The 20,999-nt window shown below is 64.1% G+C and carries 23 protein-coding genes; 11 read left to right on the forward strand and 12 right to left on the reverse strand.

Going from position 1 to position 20,999, the window contains the following annotated elements:
- Positions 1 to 99: 99 nt before the first annotated feature.
- From AC1RLU_RS16160 to AC1RLU_RS16170, 3 genes are all read right to left on the reverse strand, one after another.
- Positions 100 to 333: a hypothetical protein gene (locus AC1RLU_RS16160; RefSeq protein WP_492796739.1), complete on the reverse strand. Its 234-nt coding sequence runs from the start codon at positions 331 to 333 to the stop codon at positions 100 to 102.
- Between the two features lie 92 nt (positions 334 to 425).
- Positions 426 to 1,331, reverse strand: a complete 906-nt coding sequence (locus tag AC1RLU_RS16165) for a hypothetical protein (protein ID WP_492796740.1) — start codon at positions 1,329 to 1,331, stop codon at positions 426 to 428.
- Positions 1,332 to 1,407: 76 nt separating this feature from the next.
- The gene (locus AC1RLU_RS16170) at positions 1,408 to 2,466 is read right to left on the reverse strand and encodes a L,D-transpeptidase (RefSeq protein WP_492796742.1); all 1,059 of its coding nucleotides are present in this window, start codon (positions 2,464 to 2,466) and stop codon (positions 1,408 to 1,410) included.
- 106 nt (positions 2,467 to 2,572) lie between these two features.
- Between AC1RLU_RS16170 and AC1RLU_RS16175 the strand changes: the two genes are divergently transcribed.
- From AC1RLU_RS16175 to arsB, 4 genes are read left to right on the forward strand one after another with little or no spacing between them, the layout of a single operon-like run.
- Positions 2,573 to 2,929: an ArsR/SmtB family transcription factor gene (locus AC1RLU_RS16175; protein ID WP_492796744.1), complete on the forward strand. Its 357-nt coding sequence runs from the start codon at positions 2,573 to 2,575 to the stop codon at positions 2,927 to 2,929.
- Entirely contained in the window at positions 2,922 to 3,449 is a 528-nt protein-coding gene (locus AC1RLU_RS16180) for an arsenate reductase ArsC (protein WP_492796745.1), read from the forward strand. Before AC1RLU_RS16175 ends, AC1RLU_RS16180 begins: the two co-directional genes overlap by 8 nt.
- Positions 3,449 to 3,874 (forward strand): arsenate reductase (glutaredoxin), encoded by a 426-nt coding sequence (gene arsC, locus AC1RLU_RS16185; protein WP_492796747.1) that lies wholly within the window; start codon positions 3,449 to 3,451, stop codon positions 3,872 to 3,874. Before AC1RLU_RS16180 ends, arsC begins: the two co-directional genes overlap by 1 nt.
- Before the next feature lie 7 nt (positions 3,875 to 3,881).
- Entirely contained in the window at positions 3,882 to 4,934 is a 1,053-nt protein-coding gene (gene arsB / locus AC1RLU_RS16190; protein WP_492796749.1) for an ACR3 family arsenite efflux transporter, read from the forward strand.
- 16 nt (positions 4,935 to 4,950) lie between these two features.
- Here the strand turns inward: arsB and AC1RLU_RS16195 are convergent, their stop codons facing one another.
- Entirely contained in the window at positions 4,951 to 5,175 is a 225-nt protein-coding gene (locus tag AC1RLU_RS16195; protein ID WP_492796751.1) for a GDCCVxC domain-containing (seleno)protein, read from the reverse strand.
- 126 nt (positions 5,176 to 5,301) lie between these two features.
- Here AC1RLU_RS16195 and AC1RLU_RS16200 point away from each other — a divergent pair, with 126 nt between their 5' ends.
- The 7 genes from AC1RLU_RS16200 to AC1RLU_RS16230 all read left to right on the forward strand — a co-directional run bounded on the left by AC1RLU_RS16200 (position 5,302) and on the right by AC1RLU_RS16230 (position 13,778).
- Positions 5,302 to 5,619: an ArsR/SmtB family transcription factor gene (locus AC1RLU_RS16200; RefSeq protein WP_492796961.1), complete on the forward strand. Its 318-nt coding sequence runs from the start codon at positions 5,302 to 5,304 to the stop codon at positions 5,617 to 5,619.
- Positions 5,620 to 5,674: 55 nt separating this feature from the next.
- Positions 5,675 to 7,087: an NAD(P)-binding protein gene (locus AC1RLU_RS16205; RefSeq protein ID WP_492796752.1), complete on the forward strand. Its 1,413-nt coding sequence runs from the start codon at positions 5,675 to 5,677 to the stop codon at positions 7,085 to 7,087.
- On the forward strand, positions 7,084 to 8,259 hold the full coding sequence (locus AC1RLU_RS16210) for an MFS transporter (protein ID WP_492796754.1): 1,176 nt from the start codon (positions 7,084 to 7,086) through the stop codon (positions 8,257 to 8,259). Before AC1RLU_RS16205 ends, AC1RLU_RS16210 begins: the two co-directional genes overlap by 4 nt.
- Before the next feature lie 57 nt (positions 8,260 to 8,316).
- Positions 8,317 to 8,670, forward strand: coding sequence for a hypothetical protein (locus AC1RLU_RS16215; RefSeq protein ID WP_492796756.1), 354 nt, complete (start codon positions 8,317 to 8,319; stop codon positions 8,668 to 8,670).
- A 127-nt stretch (positions 8,671 to 8,797) separates the two neighbouring features.
- The gene (locus AC1RLU_RS16220; protein ID WP_492796757.1) at positions 8,798 to 9,193 is read left to right on the forward strand and encodes a FixH family protein; all 396 of its coding nucleotides are present in this window, start codon (positions 8,798 to 8,800) and stop codon (positions 9,191 to 9,193) included.
- On the forward strand, positions 9,190 to 10,605 hold the full coding sequence (locus AC1RLU_RS16225) for an efflux RND transporter periplasmic adaptor subunit (protein WP_492796758.1): 1,416 nt from the start codon (positions 9,190 to 9,192) through the stop codon (positions 10,603 to 10,605). Before AC1RLU_RS16220 ends, AC1RLU_RS16225 begins: the two co-directional genes overlap by 4 nt.
- Complete coding sequence (locus AC1RLU_RS16230) at positions 10,602 to 13,778, forward strand: efflux RND transporter permease subunit (protein WP_492796760.1); 3,177 nt, start codon at positions 10,602 to 10,604, stop codon at positions 13,776 to 13,778. The genes AC1RLU_RS16225 and AC1RLU_RS16230 overlap by 4 nt, the downstream gene beginning before the upstream one ends.
- Before the next feature lie 148 nt (positions 13,779 to 13,926).
- On the opposite strand, the gene AC1RLU_RS16235 is transcribed toward AC1RLU_RS16230, so the two are convergent.
- From AC1RLU_RS16235 to AC1RLU_RS16270, 8 genes are all read right to left on the reverse strand, one after another.
- Complete coding sequence (locus tag AC1RLU_RS16235; protein WP_492796761.1) at positions 13,927 to 14,130, reverse strand: ureidoglycolate lyase; 204 nt, start codon at positions 14,128 to 14,130, stop codon at positions 13,927 to 13,929.
- A gap of 114 nt (positions 14,131 to 14,244) precedes the next feature.
- Complete coding sequence (locus tag AC1RLU_RS16240; RefSeq protein WP_492796762.1) at positions 14,245 to 15,837, reverse strand: ABC-F family ATP-binding cassette domain-containing protein; 1,593 nt, start codon at positions 15,835 to 15,837, stop codon at positions 14,245 to 14,247.
- Between the two features lie 193 nt (positions 15,838 to 16,030).
- Entirely contained in the window at positions 16,031 to 16,438 is a 408-nt protein-coding gene (locus tag AC1RLU_RS16245; RefSeq protein ID WP_492796764.1) for a hypothetical protein, read from the reverse strand.
- 86 nt (positions 16,439 to 16,524) lie between these two features.
- The gene (locus AC1RLU_RS16250; RefSeq protein ID WP_492796765.1) at positions 16,525 to 16,917 is read right to left on the reverse strand and encodes an ABC transporter substrate-binding protein; all 393 of its coding nucleotides are present in this window, start codon (positions 16,915 to 16,917) and stop codon (positions 16,525 to 16,527) included.
- Positions 16,830 to 17,597, reverse strand: coding sequence for a bifunctional 4-hydroxy-2-oxoglutarate aldolase/2-dehydro-3-deoxy-phosphogluconate aldolase (locus AC1RLU_RS16255; protein WP_492796767.1), 768 nt, complete (start codon positions 17,595 to 17,597; stop codon positions 16,830 to 16,832). The genes AC1RLU_RS16250 and AC1RLU_RS16255 overlap by 88 nt, the downstream gene beginning before the upstream one ends.
- Positions 17,528 to 18,406: an ABC transporter permease gene (locus AC1RLU_RS16260; RefSeq protein WP_492796768.1), complete on the reverse strand. Its 879-nt coding sequence runs from the start codon at positions 18,404 to 18,406 to the stop codon at positions 17,528 to 17,530. The genes AC1RLU_RS16255 and AC1RLU_RS16260 overlap by 70 nt, the downstream gene beginning before the upstream one ends.
- Positions 18,406 to 19,359, reverse strand: coding sequence for an ABC transporter permease (locus AC1RLU_RS16265; protein WP_492796963.1), 954 nt, complete (start codon positions 19,357 to 19,359; stop codon positions 18,406 to 18,408). The genes AC1RLU_RS16260 and AC1RLU_RS16265 overlap by 1 nt, the downstream gene beginning before the upstream one ends.
- 11 nt (positions 19,360 to 19,370) lie before the next feature.
- The gene (locus AC1RLU_RS16270) at positions 19,371 to 20,936 is read right to left on the reverse strand and encodes an ABC transporter substrate-binding protein (protein WP_492796770.1); all 1,566 of its coding nucleotides are present in this window, start codon (positions 20,934 to 20,936) and stop codon (positions 19,371 to 19,373) included.
- Positions 20,937 to 20,999: the final 63 nt, after the last annotated feature.

The following is a 20,999-nucleotide window of genomic DNA, read 5'->3' on the forward strand; positions in this document are numbered from 1 at the left end:
CCGGTACGATGCCGAACCCATGTCCCGGCGGGATCTCAACGGCAACCTGATGAGGCCAGCGACGGTCGACTTCTGCGGACGACAGCTCACCCTTACGCCTCATGCCTCATCGACGACGCGAGGGCGGCGTCGCCCTTCCGAAAAGCGACCACGCAAGAATCCGCGTGACGAAGCGGCATCGGCGTCGGCCGCCATGACGGCAAGATCCCGCAGGACCATCCGGATCGCCTCCCGGGAATCTCCGCTGGCTTCCTCCAGGACCGCATCGACCTCCTCATCGGAAACGGCAAACGGGTCTGGTTCAGGCGGGCGGGAAGCCTCGACTGCTGCCATCGGTATGTCCTCGATTGATAGAACATAGAGAGAACAAACGGAATGGCGAGTCAAGCACGCCTTGCCGACAGCGTCTCCTTCGTTGTGCGAAATCACTCCTGAGCTAAGCGGCTCGTTCGGCGCGTTTCCTGCGCACGGTCCAAGGACCTCGCGGCTCGCCGGGCGGCACGCAGTTCCTCGAGCGTGGGCTGCCACCATCCGCGAAGGAAGGCGTCCGGCGTGGTCGGGCGCCGCGCAGGCCAGGTCTTGACCAGTTCCTCATGGGTCGCACGCCGCCACAAAGCCCAGACCAGATCGTCTGGCTGTCCAGAGCTCCAAGGATAATGCCGGGCGGCGGTTTCCATGGGCACGATCTCGCCGGTTACCTCAAGGACGACGAGCGGCCCCTCATGTGACATCAGCACTCTGTTGAGCGGCGGCAGCTCGCTCGCCAGGACCGGATAGCGCCGGCGGCGTCGCTCGGCTTCAGTCGCCTTGATGTCCTGGTATTCGGCAGCGGACTTGGCTGCCTCGCGCCGTTGCCTTCGCGCTTCCGGCTCGCTGCGTTCGGCGGCGGCTTCGATCACCGGCCATCTGCTGCGAAGTTCATCGACTGATCTGTATGGAACGTGCCAAGCCTTGTCTTCGCCGTTCCACCAAGCCCAGGGCACGGCGCGCAACTCGTCGACAACGGTTCGCGAGTATGGGGTGCGCACGACCATTTCACTGGCGGCTTTCAGATAAGCGCTGACGATCGGCTCAAACGAGAAGGAGTCACGACCTCGTTCGTCAGCGAGGGAGAATGCACTCGGCAGTTCACGATCGAGCCATCGCGCCGCGCGAAGCATCGCCGTCGTTCCCAGGAGTCTCCAGGCAGACAACTGATCGCTCCAGCGAGCTTGCGGAAAGGCTTCCCGAAAACGTTCGACGAGTGTGGCGTCGAACGGGAAGGAGATGATCGCGCCCACACCTTCTTCGTCTTCACGGATCTCGATGTCGTTGTGCTCCCGCGCAGCCATCGCCCTACCGTCCCGTAGCCCGGAACGATGACTCCGGCCCGGTCAAGCTTGCAAGCCGGAGCGTGGTTGACATCGGCTACTCGATGAAGCGCACGGTCGTCCCGGGCCTGACAATCTGAGCCAGTTCCTCGACGTCCCAATTCGTGAGCCGGACACATCCATGCGATGAGGCCTTGCTGATCTTCGAAGGCTCTGGCGTACCATGAATGCCAAAGGTCGGCTTCGACAGCTCGATCCAGACCGTACCGACTGGATTGTTGGGGCCTCCGGGAAGCACCAGGCGACGCTTGTTCTTTCCTTGCTGGAAATTCTTAACCGGGTCGTAGTGATAGGTCGGGTTCTTCACGATCCTCACCACCTGATACTCGCCCTCGGGCGACGGGGTGTCTTCGCTGCCGATGGTTGCGGGATACATCGCGATCACCTTTCCCGTCGCATCCAGCGCACGAACCATGCCGTTGGTCTTGTCGGCCTCGACCGTCAGAGTTTCGCCCGAAGGTCGGGCCCGCCCGACAGAGACGACGTGAATTGCCTCACCGTGCTTCCGATAGTGGGTTCGCGGGTTGAGCACCCTGAGGAGGCCCTCGCTCATGTGAAAGCGTTCGGCGAACATCTCCTGAGCATTCTTGTACCCGAGCCGCTTCATTCGAGCCTGGCGGGCGTAATCGTGAGGAATGCGCCTGACGAACCGGGTTTTGATATCCTCCTTCGTTACCTCGTAGTCCGAGACGATGTCTGCGCTGACATCTCCTTTGAGCATCTGCCAAGTCGGTGCGTCGATGATCTCGCCGGTTCCGAGATTTTCGCGGCGGCGGAATAGGTCGATGGCCTTCCGGAAATTGTCGCCATCCAGTCCATCGATCTCCCCGGGAGAAACACCCTGACGCGCCAACAAGACCTGAGCCTTGACGATCGCCGCGCTGGGGCGCGTCACCTTGCTTTTCGCAATAGGGCGGCCAGCACGGTTGACCTCGTCCGCGCTCAGGGCACTTGCTGTTGCCGGTCCCAGCAAGGCGCATCCACACACCAGGGCTGCCTGGAAGGCCTTCAATAGATCGAAAGCGTCTCGCGGCACGGACGTCACCATGGTTTGATTCATCCAGCGGCAACGCGATTTTTCATCGCGGAGTTCCATGGCGGCGCAGGTCCAGGGGAGAGGCCGTCGCGGGCAAGCGTGATCACGCCAAACTCAACCGAAGCTGGCCTTGCACTTCCGGAATAATGTCGGTAAGTCTCGACATATGGAAAACGAGAAAGTCATCCTCGCCCTGGCGGCGCTAGCGCAGAACACGCGTCTCGACGTCTTCCGCTTGCTGGTGACTGCGGAGCCCGCAGGGCTGCCCGCCGGTGAGGTCGCGCGACGCCTGGACGTTCCCCACAACACGATGTCGTCCCACTTGAGCATTCTCAGCCGGGCGGGGCTCGTGCGTTCGGAGCGCTTCAGTCGATCGATCGTTTACCGGGCCGATCTCGATGCGCTTCGATCGACCATCGCCTTCCTCCTCAAAGACTGCTGCGGCGGCCGCCCTGAGATCTGCGCGCCGCTTATGGCCGAGCTCAGCCCCTGTTGCCCACCGAAGGTCACGACCGATGCCTAATCGCGTCCACAACGTGCTGTTCCTCTGCACTCACAACTCCGCCCGGTCGATCATGGCCGAGGCCTTGCTCAACCATCTCGGGGACGGGCGCTTCCGCGCCTTCTCCGCTGGCAGCGAAGGTGGCCCCGGGCCGAAACCGATGGCGCTCAAGGTGCTCGCGGCTGAAGGCATTTCGACCGAAGGGCTGTCTTCGAAAACCTGGGATGTGTTCGCGAAGGGAGACGCGCCCGTGATGGATTTCGTGATAACCGTCTGCGACCAGGCGGCGGGAGAGGCCTGTCCGCATTGGCCGGGGCAGCCGATCACGGCGCATTGGGGCATCGAAGACCCATCCGGCATTCAGGGGAGCGAGATCGAACGCGAGCGGGCCTTTGTGACGGCGCTCCGCTATCTCAGGAACCGGATCAACGTGCTCCTGTCGCTTCCCATGGCGAGCCTCGACGAGATGGCGCTGGCGCAGCGGGTCCGGCGGATCGGTGGTCTCGAAGGCGCGAGCGGCCACCGCCCGGAGGTCGCGTGATGGACGTCGTCATCTATCATAACCCGGCCTGCGGGACTTCCCGGAACACGCTTGGCCTGATCCGCAATGCGGGCATCGAGCCGCATGTCATCGAATATCTGAAGACGCCCCCGACGCGCGTGCTGCTGAAGCAGCTTCTCGATCGCGCCAGGCTAGCCGTCCGCGCGATCCTGCGTGAGAAGGGTACGCCTTTCGCCGAGCTCGGTCTCGGCGACCTCGGCCTTTCCGACGACGCCCTGCTCGATGCGATCGAGGCTCATCCTATCCTGCTCAACCGGCCGCTCGTTGTGTCTCCCAAGGGCGTGCGGCTGTGCCGTCCGTCCGAGGTCGTCCTGCCGCTCCTGCCGCCGCAGCTCGGCGAGTTCCGCAAGGAGGTCGGCGAGCTCGTCGTCGATGCCTCCGGCCGCCCTGTCGCGCAGCTCTGAGGCCATCATGTCCACCTTCGAACGCTATCTGACCATTTGGGTCGCGCTGTGCATCGTCGTCGGCATCGCGCTCGGCCATGTCATGCCGGGCGTGTTCCAGGCCATCGGCTCGGCCGAGATCGCCAAGGTCAACCTGCCGGTCGCGGTCCTGATCTGGCTGATGGTCATCCCCATGCTGCTGCGGATCGACTTCGCTGCGCTCGGACAGGTCGGCAGGCACTGGCGCGGGATCGGCGTCACGCTCTTCATCAACTGGGCGGTGAAGCCGTTCTCGATGGCGGCGCTCGGCTGGTTCTTCATCGCCTGGCTGTTCCGGCCCTGGCTCCCGGCCGACCAGATCGACAGCTACATCGCCGGTCTCATCATCCTCGCGGCCGCGCCCTGCACGGCGATGGTCTTCGTCTGGTCGAACCTGACGAAGGGCGAACCGCATTTCACGCTGAGCCAGGTCGCGCTCAACGACGCCATCATGGTGGTCGCCTTCGCGCCGATCGTCGGGTTGCTTCTCGGCCTCTCCGCGATCACCGTGCCGTGGGGAACCCTCGTCCTCTCGGTCGTCCTCTACATCGTCATTCCCGTGATCGCCGCGCAGCTCGTCCGCAGCCGTCTGCTGGCGAATGGCGGACAGGCCGCTCTTGATCGACTGCTCGGTCGCCTGGGGCCCGTTTCCCTGGTCGCGTTGCTCGCCACCCTCGTCCTGCTCTTTGGCTTCCAGGGCGAGCAGATCCTCGCCCAGCCTATGGTGATCGCGCTGCTGGCGGCGCCGATCCTGATCCAGGTCTATCTGAACGCCGGGCTGGCCTACTTCCTGAACCGTATCGCCGGCGAGCAGCATTGCGTCGCGGGGCCGTCCGCTTTGATCGGCGCCTCGAACTTCTTCGAACTCGCCGTCGCCGCGGCTATCAGCCTGTTCGGCTTCAGCTCGGGAGCGGCGCTCGCGACAGTGGTCGGCGTCCTGATCGAGGTGCCGGTCATGCTAACCGTGGTCTGGATCGTGAACCGATCGAAGGGTTGGTACGAGCGCGGCGCGACCGCCTCACGTGCGCATCCGGCCGAGTAAAAATCAGGGTCGGGCGCTACCTACTGCAACATGACGATGAGGCCCCACTTGCGCGGCTCTCCTGGATCGGAGGGCAAGGCACGTCGCCGTAGGAGCAGAAGACGCAGCAATCGCCTTCTTTCGGTCTGAGCAGGCTACCGCAGTCCGTACACTCGTAGAAGAATTGGCAGGCGTCGGTCGGCATCGTTTCCGACGCCTGATGGCCGCATTTGGGGCAAGTGAGGACAGAGTCGAGCTTCATAGCGCCCACGAAGATAGCTGCGTTTCCGGATCGGGTCATCCAGGAAAGTGCCTGGCAATCAATGTATTTCCATATTCTTGGAATTATGAGTTGACGGCTAAGTGCGGCATGGTGCAGTCTATTTCTATGAACATCGAAGAAGCAGCCAGGCAGCTTGAAGCCCTGGGGAATCCGACCCGGCTACAGCTCTATCGAACGCTCGTTCGTGCTGGCCATGGTGGCCTTCCGGTCAACCAGGTCCAGGAGCGCCTCGATATTCCCGCATCGACCTTGTCGCATCATCTCCAGCGTCTGATCCGGAACGGTCTCGTCTCGCAAGAGCGTCAAGCCACGACCCTGATTTGCCGTGCCGTCTATCCGGCGATGGACGCCTTGCTCGGCTTCCTCGCGGAAGAGTGCTGCATCGAGGAGGGCTGCGTCCGGACATCGGACAACGCCGCCTGAGCTGCCTCTTTATTTGGCCCGTAATTCCATATTTCTAGAAAGAATGGAGAATGATATGAAGGACCTCCCCGTCGCGATCATCGGAGCCGGGCCAGTAGGCCTGGCCGCTGCTGCCCACCTCGTGAAACGCGGGGTCGCGGTGAAGGTCTACGAGATTGGTCCAACCGTCGGAAGCAACCTCCGGGACTGGGGCCATGTCAGCCTCTTCTCGCCGTGGGAGTTCAACGTGGATTCGGCAGCCCGGTCACTGCTCGCAACGGCGGGCTGGCGCGAACCCGAACCGAACACCTATCCGACGGGCGCCGACCTCGTGGAGAACTATCTCGCGCCCCTCGCGCAGACGTCGCAACTTGTGCCCGTCATTGAGTACGGCATCCGCGTCACGGCAATCGGTCGTCTGGGGGTCGACAAGGTGGTCAGCCGCGACCGGGAGATGCGGCCGTTCCTGCTGAGCGTGATCGATCGTGACGGGCACGCACGGCGAGATCGGGCGCGGGCCGTGATCGATGCTTCGGGTACGTGGACCTCCCCGAACCCGCTTGGCGCCGGAGGCCTTCCGGCAGACGGCGAAGAGGCTTTTGCCGATCGGATCGCCTACGGCATCCCGGACGTCTTCGGCCGAGATCGCACGACCTATGCCGGTCGCACGACGCTGGTTCTGGGGGCGGGGCACTCCGCGGCCAATGTCCTGCTCGACCTTGAGGAGCTTGCTGGCGATGTCTCTGGAACCAAGGCGATCTGGGCGACGCGCGGTATGGACCTCTCGCGCGTTTTCGGCGGCGGCGCCAACGATCAGCTCGCCGCCCGTGGGGATCTGGGCTCACGCCTGCGGCGGCTCGTCGAGAGCGGACGTATCGAGCTGATCAGGGGCTTCGCTGTCACGGGCATTCGCGAGAGCGGCGATGCGCTGATTGTTCACGGCGAAACGCGAGAGGGTGGGCGAAGCATCGGTCCGGTCGACCGTATTGTCGCCTGCACCGGCCAAAGGCCGGACCTTGCTTTGACGCGCGAGCTTCGGCTGGAGCTCGACCCCTGGCTGGAAAGCGTCAAGGCTCTTGGCCCGCTCATCGACCCGAACCTGCATTCCTGCGGATCCGTACCGCCGCATGGCCATCGCGAAGTGTCCCATCCGGAGCCGGGCTTCTACACCGTCGGCATCAAGAGCTATGGGCGCGCGCCGACGTTCCTGATGATTACCGGTTACGAGCAGGTCCGCTCGGTCGCGGCCGCGATCACTGGCGATTTGGCGGCAGCCGATGACGTGAAGCTCGTTCTGCCGGAAACCGGTGTCTGCAAGGCAGCGCCTACGAGCGACTGCTGCGGAGGTCCCGCACCGGCCGAAGCGAGCGCTTGCTGCGCCGATGACGCCGCAGCGAAGGCCGACGGCAAGGCCGGATGCGGCTGTGGTCCCGCCGAGGCACCCGAGCCCGCGCAGACGACGCCCTCCTGCTGTGGCAAGGCTGCATGATCGATCGCGATCGGCTGACCGTCATCTCGGCCCTGGGCGTGGTGCAAATCCTAGCCTGGGGCTCCTCCTATTATCTCCCCGCCGTTCTTGCAGCGCCCATTGCTGCCGATACCGGGTGGCCGCTTTCCTTGATCGTCGGCGCGCTATCGATCGGACTGCTCACCGCCGGGGCCGTCGCGCCCTATGTCGGCCGCGCCATCGGCGAGACGGGCGGGCGACCGGTCCTGGCGGTGGCGGCCCTCCTCATGGCCGTCGGCCAATTCACCCTGGGCATAGCTCCTAACTTGTCGGTCTTCGTGCTCGGCTGGATCGTTCTCGGAGGTGGAATGGCCGCGGGTCTGTACGATGCAGCGTTTTCGACGCTCGGGCGTCTTTACGGCGGCACCGCACGGTCGGCGATTACGATGCTGACCCTATGGGGCGGCTTCGCCAGTACCGTCTGCTGGCCGTTATCGGCCTACCTCGTCGCTCATCTGGGATGGCGAGGAACCTGCTTCGCCTACGCCGCTATCCAGCTTCTGATTTCCCTTCCGATCGTCCTGATGGCCCTTCCGAAGGCTCCGCCGGAGCTTCCGAAGGCGAAGGCCGGAGGCGGTGGTTCGAAGGGCGACCTGCTGCCATCGGAGCGCGGCGCGTTCCGACTTCTGTCCGGGATCATGATCATCGGCGGGGCCATTACCGCGATCGTCGGTGTCCATCTGCTGACGCTGCTCCAGGCACAGGGGATCGGTTTGGCCGCGGCCGTTGCGCTCGGAGCACTTGTCGGCCCGGCTCAGGTTGGCGGCAGGATCGTCGAAATGGCAGGCGGAGGCCGCCACCACCCGATCTGGACGATGAGTGCGGCCCTCGCGCTGATTGCCTTCGGGCTCGCGATGCTGGCGTTCGGGGGGGCGCCGATTGCCTTGGCACTGATCCTATACGGGGCAGGGAACGGCGTCTTCTCCATCGCGAAAGGCACGTTGCCTCTCGCTGAGTTCGGCGCCCGTCGTTATGCGCCTCTCGTCGGAAGGCTCGCGAGGCCGAGTCTAATCGCCCAGGCGGTGGCGCCTACGGCAGGTGCTCTCCTTGTCGAGAAGGCAGGTTCGAACTGGACGTATGTGGCTCTCATGGTGATGGCCGTGGCCAATGTCGTGCTCGGCGTGTGCCTCTGGAGTGCCAAGGACCGAAGATGACGAAGTCTTGAAGTACCCGGGCTTTCGCGGACTTCGCCGCCATGGCAATGCATCCGCATGAAGCTGCGGCTCCTTGCGCATTGTCTCGTTCTGGCCCTGTTCGTCGCGGCCACGATCCTGGCTGCCTTCGTCAGCCCGGCATCGGCGGGCTTCGGTCGCTCGGATGCCATCGAAATGACGATGCCGATGGACGGCGCCATGCCGTGCTGCCCGCCCGATCAGGGCAAGGCCAAGGACTGCACGACCAACTGCCCGGCGCTGAGCTTCTGCCTCGCCAAGTGCTTCGCCAGCGAACCGACATCGTTCGTCACGCTCGTCCGGCCGATCGTTGTCCAACTCGGGCTGGGCGGGGACGACGCCGATCATGTTTCGCGGCCTTTCGAGCCGCCCGCCCGACCTCCACGAACCTGAAGCATCGCCAGCGCGACTGCGCTGGTTTCGTCCGCACGGCAGTTCCGGGCGGACGGTGAGCCGTGGCCATCGCCACGTCTGAGGCTGTGCGCCTGTGCGGCAGCCTGATGCATTCAGGACTACGATCATGACCTTCAACACTTTGCGGGCGCTCGTCGCGGCGCTTCCGCTCGCGGCCGTCTCCCTTCCGGCGCTCGCGGACATCAAGGACTATGAGTTCCGGCTCGTGCAGAGCGAACTCAAGCACGGCAACGGCGTCGTCGTCGCCGTCCAGCTCATCGACAAGCGCTCGGGCAAGCCCATCCCCGATGCCGTGATCTTCGCGCAGCGCATCGACATGGCGCCCGACGGCATGGAGATGATGGCGTCGCCGATCGAGGCGATGCCGTCGACCGAACCCGGGACCTACCGCTTCAAGACCAACCTGGTCATGGCTGGTGGCTGGCGCCTCTCGCTCGGCGCCAAGGTCCAGGGCGAAACCGGCACGCTCGAAAACAAGCTGATCCTCAAGGCCCTGCCATGAAACGCCTCGCCCTCACGGGCCTCGCTCTCGCCGCCATTCTGGCGGCGGGAGGTGCAGGCTATTGGGCCGGGCAACGCGGCCTTGCTGTTGGTTGGCGCGGATGGCTCGGCATCGACGGTTCGCTCGCGGCGAACGAGCCTGCCGGAAGCGGCCCGGTGATCTACTATCAGGACCCGGACCGGAAGCCGATCTATTCGGCAGGGCCGCGACAGACCGGGGACGGCAGGCCATTCACGGCCGTCCGCGCCAGCGAGGACATCAGCTTCGAGGAAAAGCCTTCGGGCGAGGAGCGGACGGCGCAAGCCGACGCGAAGCGTGTCCTCTACTACCGCAACCCCATGGGTCTCCCGGATACCTCGCCGGTGCCGAAAAAGGACTCGATGGGGATGGACTACCTCCCGGTCTACCAGGGCGAGGGGAACGAGGCCGGCGTCATCAAACTCTCGCCCGGGCGCATCCAGCGCAGCGGCGTGCGTTCCGAACCCGTCCGCCGTCTTAGCATCGCCCAAACCATCCGTGTTCCGGGCGTGGTGCAACTCGACGAGCGACGGGTTTCCGTCGTGACGATCCGAGCGGACGCCTTCGTCCAGGAGGTCGCGCCGGTCACGACGGGCGACCGGGTCACGAGAGGCACGCGACTGGCGCGGATTTACTCGCCGGAGATCAGCACGGCCGGTGCGCAGTTCATCACCGAGCTCAATGCCGCCGCGCGCGGCGTGCCCGAAGGCGGCGCAAGGCAGCGTCTCGAGAACCTCGGCGTCCCGCCGGAGGTCATCGCCGAGATCGAGCGCAGCCGGAAGGTGCCGCTCACGATCAACTGGTCGGCGCCCCGCGACGGGATCGTGCTCGAACGCACGGTCAGCGATGGGATGAGGATGACGGCCGGCGGCAGTCTGTTCCGGCTCGCCGACATCTCGACGATCTGGGTTCTGGCCGATGTTCCGGAACGCCAACTGGCTGCCGTCGCCATCGGCGCACCAGCCACGGTGCGGCTGCGCGGTCGCCCGGGAAGTTCCTACGAGGGGCGCGTCAGCGTGATCTACCCCGAGATTGCCGAGGCAACGCGCACCGCTAAGGTCCGCATCGAGCTTGCCAACCGTGACGGCATCCTGCTGCCGAACATGTATGCCGACGTCGATATCGGCTCCATTGACGCCGCTCCGCAGCTCGCGGTTCCCGACAGCGCCGTGATCGACAGCGGCTCGCGCCGGGTCGTCATTCTTGATCTGGGCGAGGGTCGGTTCGAGCCGCGCGAGGTCAAGCTCGGCCGTCGCGGCGACGGCATGGTCGCGATTACCGAAGGCGTCTCCGAAGGCGACCGCGTCGTCGTCTCCGCCAACTTCCTGATCGACGCCGAGAGCAATCTCAAGGCCGCCCTGAGCGGCTTCGCGCAGCCGGAGGCCAAGCCATGATCGCCCGCCTCATCGCCTGGTCGGCGCGCAACCTGATCCTCGTCTTCGTGGCCGCTGCCTTCGCCGTGGCGGCGGGTGCCTATGCGCTGAAGACCCTGCCGCTCGACGCCATCCCGGACCTCTCCGACGTCCAGGTCATCGTCTACACCGAATATCCCGGCCAAGCGCCTCAGGTGATCGAGGACCAGGTCACCTATCCGCTGACCACCTCGATGCTGACCGTGCCGAAGGCGCGCGTCGTGCGCGGCTTCTCCTTCTTCGGCGTCTCCTTCGTCTACGTCATCTTCGAGGACGGCACCGATCCCTATTGGGCGCGCTCGCGCGTGCTCGAGTATCTCAATGCCGCCGCGCGGCGTTTGCCGACGGGTGTCTCGCCGACGCTCGGGCCGGACGCGACCGGGGCGGGGTGGGTCTACCAGTATGCGGTCATCGCGAAGAACATGACCCTCGCGGAATTGCGCTCCCTACAGGACTGGGTCGTGCGCTTTGCCGCTTCTCGTGCCGAGGGGGTGGCCGAGGTCGCCAGCGTCGGCGGCTTCGTCAAGCAATACGCGATCGTCGTCGATCCCGTGCGACTGCGCGCCCAGGGCGTCTCGCTTTCGACGCTTCGGGATGCGGTGCGCAGCAGCAACATGGACGTCGGCGGACGCACGGTCGAGCTCAGCGAGTTCGAGTTCATGGTGCGTGGCCGTGGCTATCTGAAGTCGATCGCCGATATCGAGAACATCGTCCTGAAGAGCGATCGGGGTGTGCCCCTGCGCGTGTCCGACGTCGCCCGTGTCGAACTCGGTCCCGACGAGCGGCGCGGCATCACCGAGCTCAACGGGGAGGGGGAGGTCGCGAGCGGCATCATCCTGCAACGCTTCGGTGCCAACGCGCTCTCCGTGATCGAACACGCCAAGGCGCGCCTTGCCGAGGTCGCGGCGAGCCTGCCGGGCGGTGCCGAGATCGTGCCGGTCTACGACCGCTCCGGGCTGATCGAGCGGGCGATCGAGACGCTGAAGGGCACGCTGATCGAAGAGAGCATCATCGTCGCGCTGGTCTGCATCGTCTTCCTACTGCATCTGCGCAGCGCCCTGGTCGCGATCATCATGCTGCCCGTCGGCATCCTGATGGCCTTCGCGGCGATGAAGGTGCTCGGCCTCGGCTCCAACATCATGAGCCTCGGCGGCATCGCCATCGCCGTCGGAGCCATGATCGACGCCGCCATCGTCATGATCGAGAACGCTCACAAGCACCTCGAACGCGCCGCGCCGGACAAGCCGCGCATCGAGATCCTGATCGAGGCGGCGAGCGAGGTCGGCCCGGCGCTGTTCTTCAGCCTGCTCGTCATCACGGTCTCGTTCCTGCCGATCTTCACACTGGAAGCGGAGGAGGGCCGTCTGTTCGGGCCGCTTGCCTTCACCAAGACCTTCGCCATGGCGGCCGCGGCGCTCCTGTCGGTGACGCTCGTCCCGGCGCTGATGGTCGTCTTCGTCAAGGGCAGGATCATTCCGGAGAGCCGCAACCCGATCAATCGTGGCCTGATCGCGCTCTACCGTCCGATGATCCGCGGCGTTCTCGGGGCCAAGACCCTGACGATTCTGGCTGCGGTGGCCGTTCTCGGGCTCAGCCTCTGGCCAGCACGGCAGCTCGGTTCGGAGTTCATGCCATCCCTCGACGAAGGTACGCTGATGTACATGCCGACCACCCTGCCGGGCATCTCGGTCACCAAGGCGGCCGAATTGCTCCAGACCCAGAACCGGATCATCCGTTCCTTCCCGGAGGTCGCCTTGGTCTACGGCAAGGCCGGGCGCGCCCAGACGGCAACCGACCCGGCGCCGACCGAGATGTTCGAGACCATCATCAACCTGAAGCCCAAGACGGAATGGCGCGAAGGCGTCACGCTCGACAGCCTCAAGGCGGAGATGGACAAGGCTCTCCAGTTCCCCGGCGTCTCCAACGCCTGGACGCAGCCCATCCGGGCTCGTATCGACATGCTGGCGACCGGCATCCGCACGCCGATCGGGGTCAAGGTCTTCGGCACCGATCTCGCCCAGATGGAGGCAGTCTCCCGCCAGATCGAGACGGTGCTGAAGGCCGTCCCGGGCACGAGCAGTGCCTATGCCGAGCGCGTCATCGGCGGCTACTTCCTCGACATCGTGCCGGACCGGATCGCACTCGGCCGCTACGGGCTCTCCGTCGGCGACGTCCAGAATGCGGTCGTGATGGCAATGGGCGGCGAGACCGTGACCACGACGGTCGAGGGCCGCGAGCGCTACGGCGTGAGCATCCGCTACCCCCGTGACCTGCGCTCGGACCCACAGGCGATCGCCCGCGAGGTCCAGGTCTCGACGCCGTCCGGCGCCAGTGTGCCGCTCGGCGAGGTCGCAAGCGTCGAGCGCAAGCGTGGCGCCACCTCGATCCGGACCGAGAATGGCGAGCTCGCGGTCTACATCTTCGTCGATACGGTCGGGCGAGACCTCGGTGGCTACGTCCGCGACGCCCAGAACGCGATCGCGCAGAGCATCAAGCTGCCCGCGGGCTACCGCATCGCCTGGAGCGGTCAGTTCGAATATCTCGAACGGGCCGAGGCACGCCTCAAGCTGGTCGTGCCGGTGACGCTCGCGATCATCTTCCTGCTGCTCTACTTGAATTTCCGCAGGCTGACCGAGACGTTCATCGTCATGCTCTCGCTGCCATTCGCGCTGGTTGGCGGTGTCTGGCTGCTCTGGTGGCTCGGCTTCAACATGTCGGTCGCCGTTGCCGTCGGCTTCATCGCTCTTGCGGGTGTCGCCGCCGAGACCGGCGTGATCATGCTGATCTATCTCGATCACGCCCTCAGTGAGGTGCGTGCGCGCTGTGAAGCACAGGGCCGGGCGTTCTCGCGCGCGGACCTGCATGAGGCGATCATGCTCGGTGCCGTCGAACGCGTGCGACCGAAGATCATGACCGTGGTCGCGATCATGGCGGGCCTGCTGCCGATCCTCTGGAACACCGGTACCGGCTCGGAGGTGATGCAGCGCATCGCCGTGCCGATGATCGGCGGCATGGTTTCCTCGACCGTGCTGACGCTGCTGGTGATCCCGGCGATCTACGGGTTGGTCAAAGGTTGGCGGCTGCCATCGGCTTCGACGGCAGAGGAGGTCAGTGCAGTACCAGATTCAGCGCATCTCGCTTCTGGCGTCGAATGAGGGAGAAGCTGACATGCATGACATGATGAGTGGCATGGGTTGGGGCATGGGGCTGGTCGGCTTTATCGGCGTTGCGGTCGTCATCCTGGCGACCGTTGCGCTCGTGAAATACCTCTTCTGATGGCGGGGAACCAAGTCGACGTCATCGTCAGAGGGCGCTGTCGAGGGCTAATGTCGTCGGTTCGATCGCAACGATCTCGCAGTCGGCCGCCGCGCCGTTCTGCCAGGACTGAACCAGAAAGCTGGCGTCAGAGCCGACCGCCATGATCGGATGACGCCAGAGTCCACGCCGATAGATCATGCCCTGCGACGCCGTGAACGAGAACGCCGTGAGGGTCGAAAGATCGGGCATGCCGTCTTCGCGCTCGCGATGGAGAGGTTGAGGGTGCATGTCTGCACCTGCCCCGCTGACTAAAGATCGTTTGCGCTCAGGAAATGCTCGACATTGAGTAGCAAAGGCCATCAATCAGGTCTGTGCGGCTGCTAGATTCAGCCAGCGTGAGATCCCAATGGCTTTGAGGAATGTTTCGTCGTGGCTGACGATCAACAACGCGCCGTCATAGCCTCGCAATCCGGCCTCGACAGCTTCGATGGCGTCAATGTCCAGATGGTTGGTCGGTTCGTCGAGAATCAGGAGAGATGGGGGTGCCGGCCCGCCCAGCGCGCACGCCAGGCCGGCACGGAGCAATTGCCCGCCGCTCAGACCGGAGACTACCTGGAGCGCCGCATCGGCCCGGAACATGAATCGGGCGAGAGCCGCTCGGCAGGCATTCTCGTCCGTCGTCGGATTGATGCGCAGGAAGTTGTCGCGGATCGACGTTGCGGGGTCCAGAAGGCTCACTCCTTGATCGAACATCGCAAAGTCAGTCAGGAGCCTCACGGTCCCGGTCCAGGGCCGCAACTGTCCGGTGACGACCGCCAGCAACGTCGTCTTGCCGGAACCGTTCGGGCCGACAACGGCAACACGCTCTGGCCCGGTGAGCGTGAAGGAGAAATCCTTCAGGATCGGGCGCTCCAGTCGGTAGCCGGCGCTCGCGCCCTCGATCGTCAGAATTGTCTTGTCGGGCGGGAGGCGTGTCGGCGGGAGAACAATCGAGAGCGGTTGAATGACCTCGATGCGTTCGCGGGCGGAGGCAGCAGCCGCGAGAGCCTGCGCCCGACGGCGCTCGGCGAGACGGGCGTTCTCACCGCTCGTGTCCTCGCTCCGATCCTTCCGCATGCCCATAAGGATGCGTGGCGCGTCGCCCTTTGCGCGCTTTCTTTTGCCCGCCCGGTCCGTGCGCGCCTTTTTTTCGGCAGTTTCCTGGGTCCTTCGAGCAAGTTCGGCAACATACCTCTCGGCATCCACCAGTTCGCGCCGGGCTGCGGCAAGCTCGATGGCCTTGCGTTCGCGGTACTGGCTCCAGTTGCCGCCGTAACGTGTGGCTCCCAATGACGTCATCTCAACGATGGCATCCATAATCTCAAGCAGTTCCCGGTCATGACTGACGATGATCGCCCCGCCTCGCCAGTTGGCATGCAGGTCGATCACTGCCCTGCGTCCATCCCGATCGAGGTTGTTCGTCGGTTCATCCAGGAGCAGGAAGTCGGGTTCTGCAAAGAGGAGCGCAGCGAGGCGAGCTCGCGTGCTCTCTCCGCCCGACAACTTCGCCAGATGCGTCTCCGGATCGACATTCAGTCCGACACGGCCGAGAGCGGAAGCAAGCCGTGCTTGCAGGGTCCAATCGGCCCAAGAAAGCTCATCCGCACTGGCTTCACCGCTATCAGCGCGGCGGAGAAGAACGAGCGCTTCGGTGATGCCGAACAGGTCAGCGATGGTTTCGTTCGGATCGGCCTGAACGGTCTGTCGCAGGCTGCCCAGGGTGCCGTTGACGATGACCGAGCCGGAGTGAGGTCGTACCTCACCGGAGATCAGCTTGAGGAGCGTGGTTTTTCCGACGCCGTTGCGACCAACGAACCCCGTCCGTTCTGGGCCGCAGATCAGATCGAGATCTGAAAGGAGAGCACAGCCGTCAGGCGTGGACCAGGAAAGATTGGCGAGAGTGATCGAGGCAGACATGGATATGGATTTCCCCGGTGGCATGGCGAAGTGGCGATGCAGTCGGGCTGAAATCCATCGATGCTCATATCCTGTTCAAATCGGCGCCTCATGGTGGATAGGGCGCTACGCAGCTTGATATACGGAGACAATTTGAGAGCCGCAAGTCCCGGCCAGGCCGCCAAGGCATCTCCGGTCTGATGGTCTTTGCTACCTAATGCCGTTTCTGGCGCGCCCGCGAGGCTACTGGCGTGAAGCCCGCCATTCCGACCAAGCCCACTGCACTGAACCCTCTCATTGCGATGTAGAAGGCGTCGCTATGGCGGTCAAAGAAGGAGCGTTCCGTGCCGTCTAGATGGGCCCGGACGCCTGAATGTAGCGTGACCGGCGTCTGCGCATCCGTATCAGGCATCTCAATCATGCCGACGTCAGGAACGAGGGAGGAAAGCACACTCCGCCGAGTCAAAAGCTGTCGAGTAAATTTTGCGACGGTGTCGTCGTCGAGGTCGTTCCGCGCTACCAGCCGCACCAAGAACCCAACCGTTGTGATCTCATCGGGCGACCGCACAGGTGCGCCGCTGAACGCCCCCTTCGTCACTTCCATCGACTCGATCTGCGGCATTCGGAGAGCGATCGCCGAAGCGTATTCAATCGAGAGAAAACTCGAAGCATCCGGCCCATCTCCGGCCGAGGCTCGGATCGTCTCGGTTATTTGGCGCGATCCTTCCCTCCCACGAGCAGAGCCGCGTCGATAAGACGACTACGGAAAGCTGCCGGAACGTCGGGATACTCCATAGGAACAATGCGCACTTTGTCGCGTGGGATCCCATAATGATCGAGGACGGAATGCACCAGGTCGATATTCGCCTGCGTATTGCGAACGACCGCGATCGCCTTGCCGTGTAGGTCAGCGATTTTGCTGATCTGCGACCGCTTCGGGGCCACCGCCGTGCCCGGCGGACGGCGCTTTGGCCCCTGACCAACGAGGTGACAACGGGCAATCGAGGCCAGTCTTACGCTCGCATTTTCTCGCCCTGCGTCATCTTCTGCGGACAGTTTGCGGCGAGTGAGGCTCGAGACAGCGCTCGGATCTCGTCCCAATCCGCTGCCTCGATCTTGTCGCGAGGCGCCAGGAAGCCACCTCCAACGGCGAACACATTCTGGCACGCCAAGAAATCGCGGGCGTTGTCGGCGTTGATCCCTGCTGTCGGACAGAAGACGAGATCCGGATAGATCGGCTCGATATGCTTCAGCCAGCCGATGCCGCCGACGAACTCAGCCGGAAACAGCTTGAGCTCGTAGAATCCGGCCTCGCGCACCCAGAGCGCTTCGCTGGCCGTGCCGATCCCCGGAATGAAGGGAAGGGCGGTCTTGCGCGCCGCCTCGAAGAGCGCGGGGCTGAATGCCGGGCCGACGCCGAAGCGTGCGCCAGCGTCGACAGCCGCCGCGAATTGCTCTGGCTTGGTGATCGTACCGGCACCGATGATGGCGGGGCTACCGAGCCTTGCCATGCGGCGGATAACTTCAATCGCGGCCTGTGTGCGTAGCGTCACCTCCACCAGGCCGATTCCGGCTTCGACCAATGCTTCGAGCAGCGGCTCGGCATGGTCAGGGTTCTCGACATGGATGACGGGGATCAAAGGGGCCTTGCCCTGAGCAAGGTCGCGGAACGGATAATTCGACATCGGCAAGGCCTCTCTGGGACAGGAATTCATGAGCGCCGCATGCGGCTCTTGGGATCGAGTGTTTCTTGCAAGCCATCGGCGAGCAGGGTCAGGCACAGGATCAGGATGGCGATCGTCGCGATCGGGAAGAGGGCGCCATACACCGAGCGGGAAAGGTAGAGCAGCGCATTGCTGACCATTGCCCCGAGCGACGGATCCGGCGGCTGCGTGCCGAGCCCAAGGAAGCTGAGGGAAGCCTCGGCGATCACCGCCTGAGGCGCGGCGATTGCGAACTGGACGATCAGCGGCAGGATCGCAAACGGCAGGATGTGCCGGATGATGATGCGTGGCGTCGATGCACCGATCGAAACAGCAGCTTCGACATGAAGGAGCCCGGTATTCGCCAGCGTGACCGCTCTGGCGACCCGCGCAAAAACCGGCACCTCGCTCAGGGCGATGGCAATAACGATCCCGGTCGGACCCGGCCCTACGAGAAGGACGAGAGCGAGAGCAATGAAGATTGCTGGCCAAGCGATGAGCAGGTCCAGGATGCGTCCGACGAGCGCGTCCACGGCGCCGCGGCAATAGCCGGCGATCACACCCACTGCGGTGCCCAGGATTCCCGCCAGCGTGACGGCTGCAAGACCCGACAGGAGCGAAGGCCGCAGGCCGTAAACGAGGCGGCTCAGAATGTCCCTGCCGAGATGATCGGTCCCCAGCAGATACTGCAAGGACGGCGGCCGCAGTCTCGCCGAGAGATGCTGCGCGTTCGGATCGTAAGGCGCGATCTGGGGCGCGAGGACTGCCAGCAGGACGATCAGGGTGATGCCGGCCCCGCCCACCAGGATGCGCCAGTCGAGGCGTGTGCCGCACTTACCGGTAATGGCAGCGGCGCGCAGTTCATCGCGGGCAGCTTGAGCAGACATCAGCGCCCTCCAGCCGTACGGATGCGGGGGTCGATGGCGCCATAGGTGATGTCGACCAGGAAGGTGCAAAGCAGAAAGACCGTCGCCGTGAAGAGCAGCGCTCCTTGCACCAGCGGGTAGTCCAGGCTGGTGACGGCCTCGATGATCAGGCGGCCCAGCCCCGGATAGGAGAACACGGTCTCGGTGACGGTCGCACCGGCCAGTAGGTGGCCGATCTGCAAGCCAGCGATCGTGACGGTCGGGATCAGTGCATTGCGCAGCGCATGAGTCAGGACGATCCTGGCGCGTGAAAGCCCTTTCGCGCGCGCCGTTGTCACATAGTCCTGTTGAAGCGCCTCGATCAGCGCGGTGCGAACATAGCGCGCCAGGACAATGACGAACGGAGTCGCCAGGGTTGTGGCCGGAAGGACGAGAAAGCGCAGCGTTTCGAGCGGCGTGTTGTCGGCATTGCCGAGCCCGGACGGAGGGAGCCAGCGGAGCGTGACTGCAAACACAATGATCAGCAGCGTTCCGAGTGCGAAGCTGGGGAGCGAGAACGCGAGTGCGGTCACTGTCGCGATGGCTTGATCGACCCAGCCGCCGCGATTGAGCGCTGCGGCTATGCCGAGCGCCAAGCCAAAGCCTAGCCCGATCAGGGTCGCCAGGCTCGCCAATTTCAGTGTCTGGACAAAGGCATCGGCGATCGTCTCGGAAACGGGCAGGCCCGTCGAGAACGACTTGCCGAAATCCAGCCGGGCGGCATCGCCCAGCCAGATCAGATAGCGCTCGGGCAAGGTTCGATCGAGGCCGAGCCGGACGCGCTCCAACTCGACCTGCTCCGGCGTGGCTTCGGTGCCGAGCCGGATCAGCGCCGGGTCTCCCGGGGCGTTCTGGATGACGGCGAAGATCACCAGCGATGCCAGGAACAGCATCAGCACGAGCTGGGCCAGCCGCGAAAGGCAATAGTTCAGCATGGCGGCGCCGGTTATGCCTTGAGCGCTGCGTTGCCCATGGCGAGGTTGGCGACGAGATCGGTCGTCGGCCCGCTGACCTTCTGCGACCAGACGAATTTGTGGGACGACGTCATGATCGAGATGTTGGCGCAATCCTCCACCGTGATGCGGTTCAGCTCCTGGTAGATCGTCTTCCGCTTGGCCGGGTCGAGTTCGACCGCGCCTTCCTTCAGCAGGGTCTCGATGGTCGGGTTGACGTAGCCGAAGCGCTGATTGGCGCCGCGATAGAGGCTGTTGGCGCCGAAAAAGATGGCGCTGTCCATCAGGCAGCGGCCAACCACCCAAGGCACGACATCGCAGCTCTTGTCCTTGCCGGCGCCAAGATCACGCCAGCGCCCGTCGTCGACTTTCTGGATCCGCAGCGTCACGCCGATCTTCGCCAGGTCGGCCTGCCAGATTTCGGCGTAGGTCGCGAGGTTGGGGTTGGCCGCTGGGGTGGGGTAGGTGATCGTCAGCTTGGCGATGCCAGCTTCGTCGAGAAGCTTCTTGGCCTTCGCGAGGTCGAAGCGATGAGCATCGACGAGGTCAGCGACATAGCCTGTAGCAACCGGATCGTAGAACGGGCTCGAAACAGGCTTTTCGAATCCGAAATGCGCGGCTTCAGCGAAGGCCTGCCGGTTCATCGAATAGGACAGCGCCTGCCGCACCGCGAGCTTGTCGAAGGGCGGCTTGGAGACGTTGACCATCAGCAACCAGATGCTGTTCGGAACCTGATCGATCCGAAAGTTCTTGTCTGCCTTCACCGAATCCAGGTCGGCGTCGTTGCTGCTGAGGACGCCCTGAACCTGGCCGGAGATCACGTTGTTGAGGACGCTGGACCCCTGCGCATAGAGGTTGAACCTGAAGGTCCCGACCTTGGGCGTGCCCGGCAGGTGATACTTGGGATTTGCCACGAAGGTGGCGTAGCGGCCCGCGACATGCTCGGTCATGCGGAATGGGCCGGTGCCGATCGGTAGCGAGCGCATGAAGGTCGTGTCATCGGGATTTTCCAGACGAACCGCGTAGAAGTAGTTCAGCAGGTCCAGCCCATAGGGTACCGGGTTGGAGAAGGAGACTACGACCGACGATGCGTCCGGCGCGCTGATCGCCTTTACCGGCGCAAAGACCGCCTTGACCTTCTGCACCCCCTGATCGCCCGCGAGTGCCGGGTTCGACAGGTAGCCGAACATGTCGACGAAATCCTGGGCGACGAGTGGCTTTCCGTCGTGCCAGTCGATATTGGGGCGCAGCTTGAATGTAATCGAGGTGCTATCGGGCGCGACGACCCAGGACTCCGCCAGATCCGCGACGAGCTGCCCTTTGGCGTCCTTGTAGACCAAGCGCGAGAACATCTGGTTCGAGGTCGAGAATTGCGTGAAGACCTGGGCCCACGGGTTAAACGTCGAGAAGGCGCCGGGCTCGCCGTATTCGATCTTGGCTGCCGATTGAGCAGCCGCGCCGGGTAAACCGAACGCACCGGCGCCGGCGATCGCCGCTGACGCGGCGAGAAGGTTGCGGCGAGTCAGGTTGCTGGATTTGCGTTCACAAGACATCGACATCGTTTCCTCCTCAGCGGCGGATCGTTGAGCGTCCGCGAATGGTATGAACTCGCCGATCGCAAG

This window comes from Allobosea sp. GW822-FHT05A11, assembly GCF_058800455.1.

Coding starts and splice junctions, on each gene's coding strand:
- AC1RLU_RS16160 (WP_492796739.1), bottom strand. CDS start 333: ATGGCAGCAGTCGAGGCTTCCCGCCCGCCTGAACCAGACCCGTTTGCC.
- AC1RLU_RS16165 (WP_492796740.1), bottom strand. CDS start 1,331: ATGGCTGCGCGGGAGCACAACGACATCGAGATCCGTGAAGACGAAGAA.
- AC1RLU_RS16170 (WP_492796742.1), bottom strand. CDS start 2,466: ATGGAACTCCGCGATGAAAAATCGCGTTGCCGCTGGATGAATCAAACC.
- AC1RLU_RS16175 (WP_492796744.1), top strand. CDS start 2,573: ATGGAAAACGAGAAAGTCATCCTCGCCCTGGCGGCGCTAGCGCAGAAC.
- AC1RLU_RS16180 (WP_492796745.1), top strand. CDS start 2,922: ATGCCTAATCGCGTCCACAACGTGCTGTTCCTCTGCACTCACAACTCC.
- arsC (WP_492796747.1), top strand. CDS start 3,449: ATGGACGTCGTCATCTATCATAACCCGGCCTGCGGGACTTCCCGGAAC.
- arsB (WP_492796749.1), top strand. CDS start 3,882: ATGTCCACCTTCGAACGCTATCTGACCATTTGGGTCGCGCTGTGCATC.
- AC1RLU_RS16195 (WP_492796751.1), bottom strand. CDS start 5,175: ATGAAGCTCGACTCTGTCCTCACTTGCCCCAAATGCGGCCATCAGGCG.
- AC1RLU_RS16200 (WP_492796961.1), top strand. CDS start 5,302: ATGAACATCGAAGAAGCAGCCAGGCAGCTTGAAGCCCTGGGGAATCCG.
- AC1RLU_RS16205 (WP_492796752.1), top strand. CDS start 5,675: ATGAAGGACCTCCCCGTCGCGATCATCGGAGCCGGGCCAGTAGGCCTG.
- AC1RLU_RS16210 (WP_492796754.1), top strand. CDS start 7,084: ATGATCGATCGCGATCGGCTGACCGTCATCTCGGCCCTGGGCGTGGTG.
- AC1RLU_RS16215 (WP_492796756.1), top strand. CDS start 8,317: ATGAAGCTGCGGCTCCTTGCGCATTGTCTCGTTCTGGCCCTGTTCGTC.
- AC1RLU_RS16220 (WP_492796757.1), top strand. CDS start 8,798: ATGACCTTCAACACTTTGCGGGCGCTCGTCGCGGCGCTTCCGCTCGCG.
- AC1RLU_RS16225 (WP_492796758.1), top strand. CDS start 9,190: ATGAAACGCCTCGCCCTCACGGGCCTCGCTCTCGCCGCCATTCTGGCG.
- AC1RLU_RS16230 (WP_492796760.1), top strand. CDS start 10,602: ATGATCGCCCGCCTCATCGCCTGGTCGGCGCGCAACCTGATCCTCGTC.
- AC1RLU_RS16235 (WP_492796761.1), bottom strand. CDS start 14,130: ATGCCCGATCTTTCGACCCTCACGGCGTTCTCGTTCACGGCGTCGCAG.
- AC1RLU_RS16240 (WP_492796762.1), bottom strand. CDS start 15,837: ATGTCTGCCTCGATCACTCTCGCCAATCTTTCCTGGTCCACGCCTGAC.
- AC1RLU_RS16245 (WP_492796764.1), bottom strand. CDS start 16,438: ATGCCGCAGATCGAGTCGATGGAAGTGACGAAGGGGGCGTTCAGCGGC.
- AC1RLU_RS16260 (WP_492796768.1), bottom strand. CDS start 18,406: ATGTCTGCTCAAGCTGCCCGCGATGAACTGCGCGCCGCTGCCATTACC.
- AC1RLU_RS16265 (WP_492796963.1), bottom strand. CDS start 19,359: ATGCTGAACTATTGCCTTTCGCGGCTGGCCCAGCTCGTGCTGATGCTG.
- AC1RLU_RS16270 (WP_492796770.1), bottom strand. CDS start 20,936: ATGTCGATGTCTTGTGAACGCAAATCCAGCAACCTGACTCGCCGCAAC.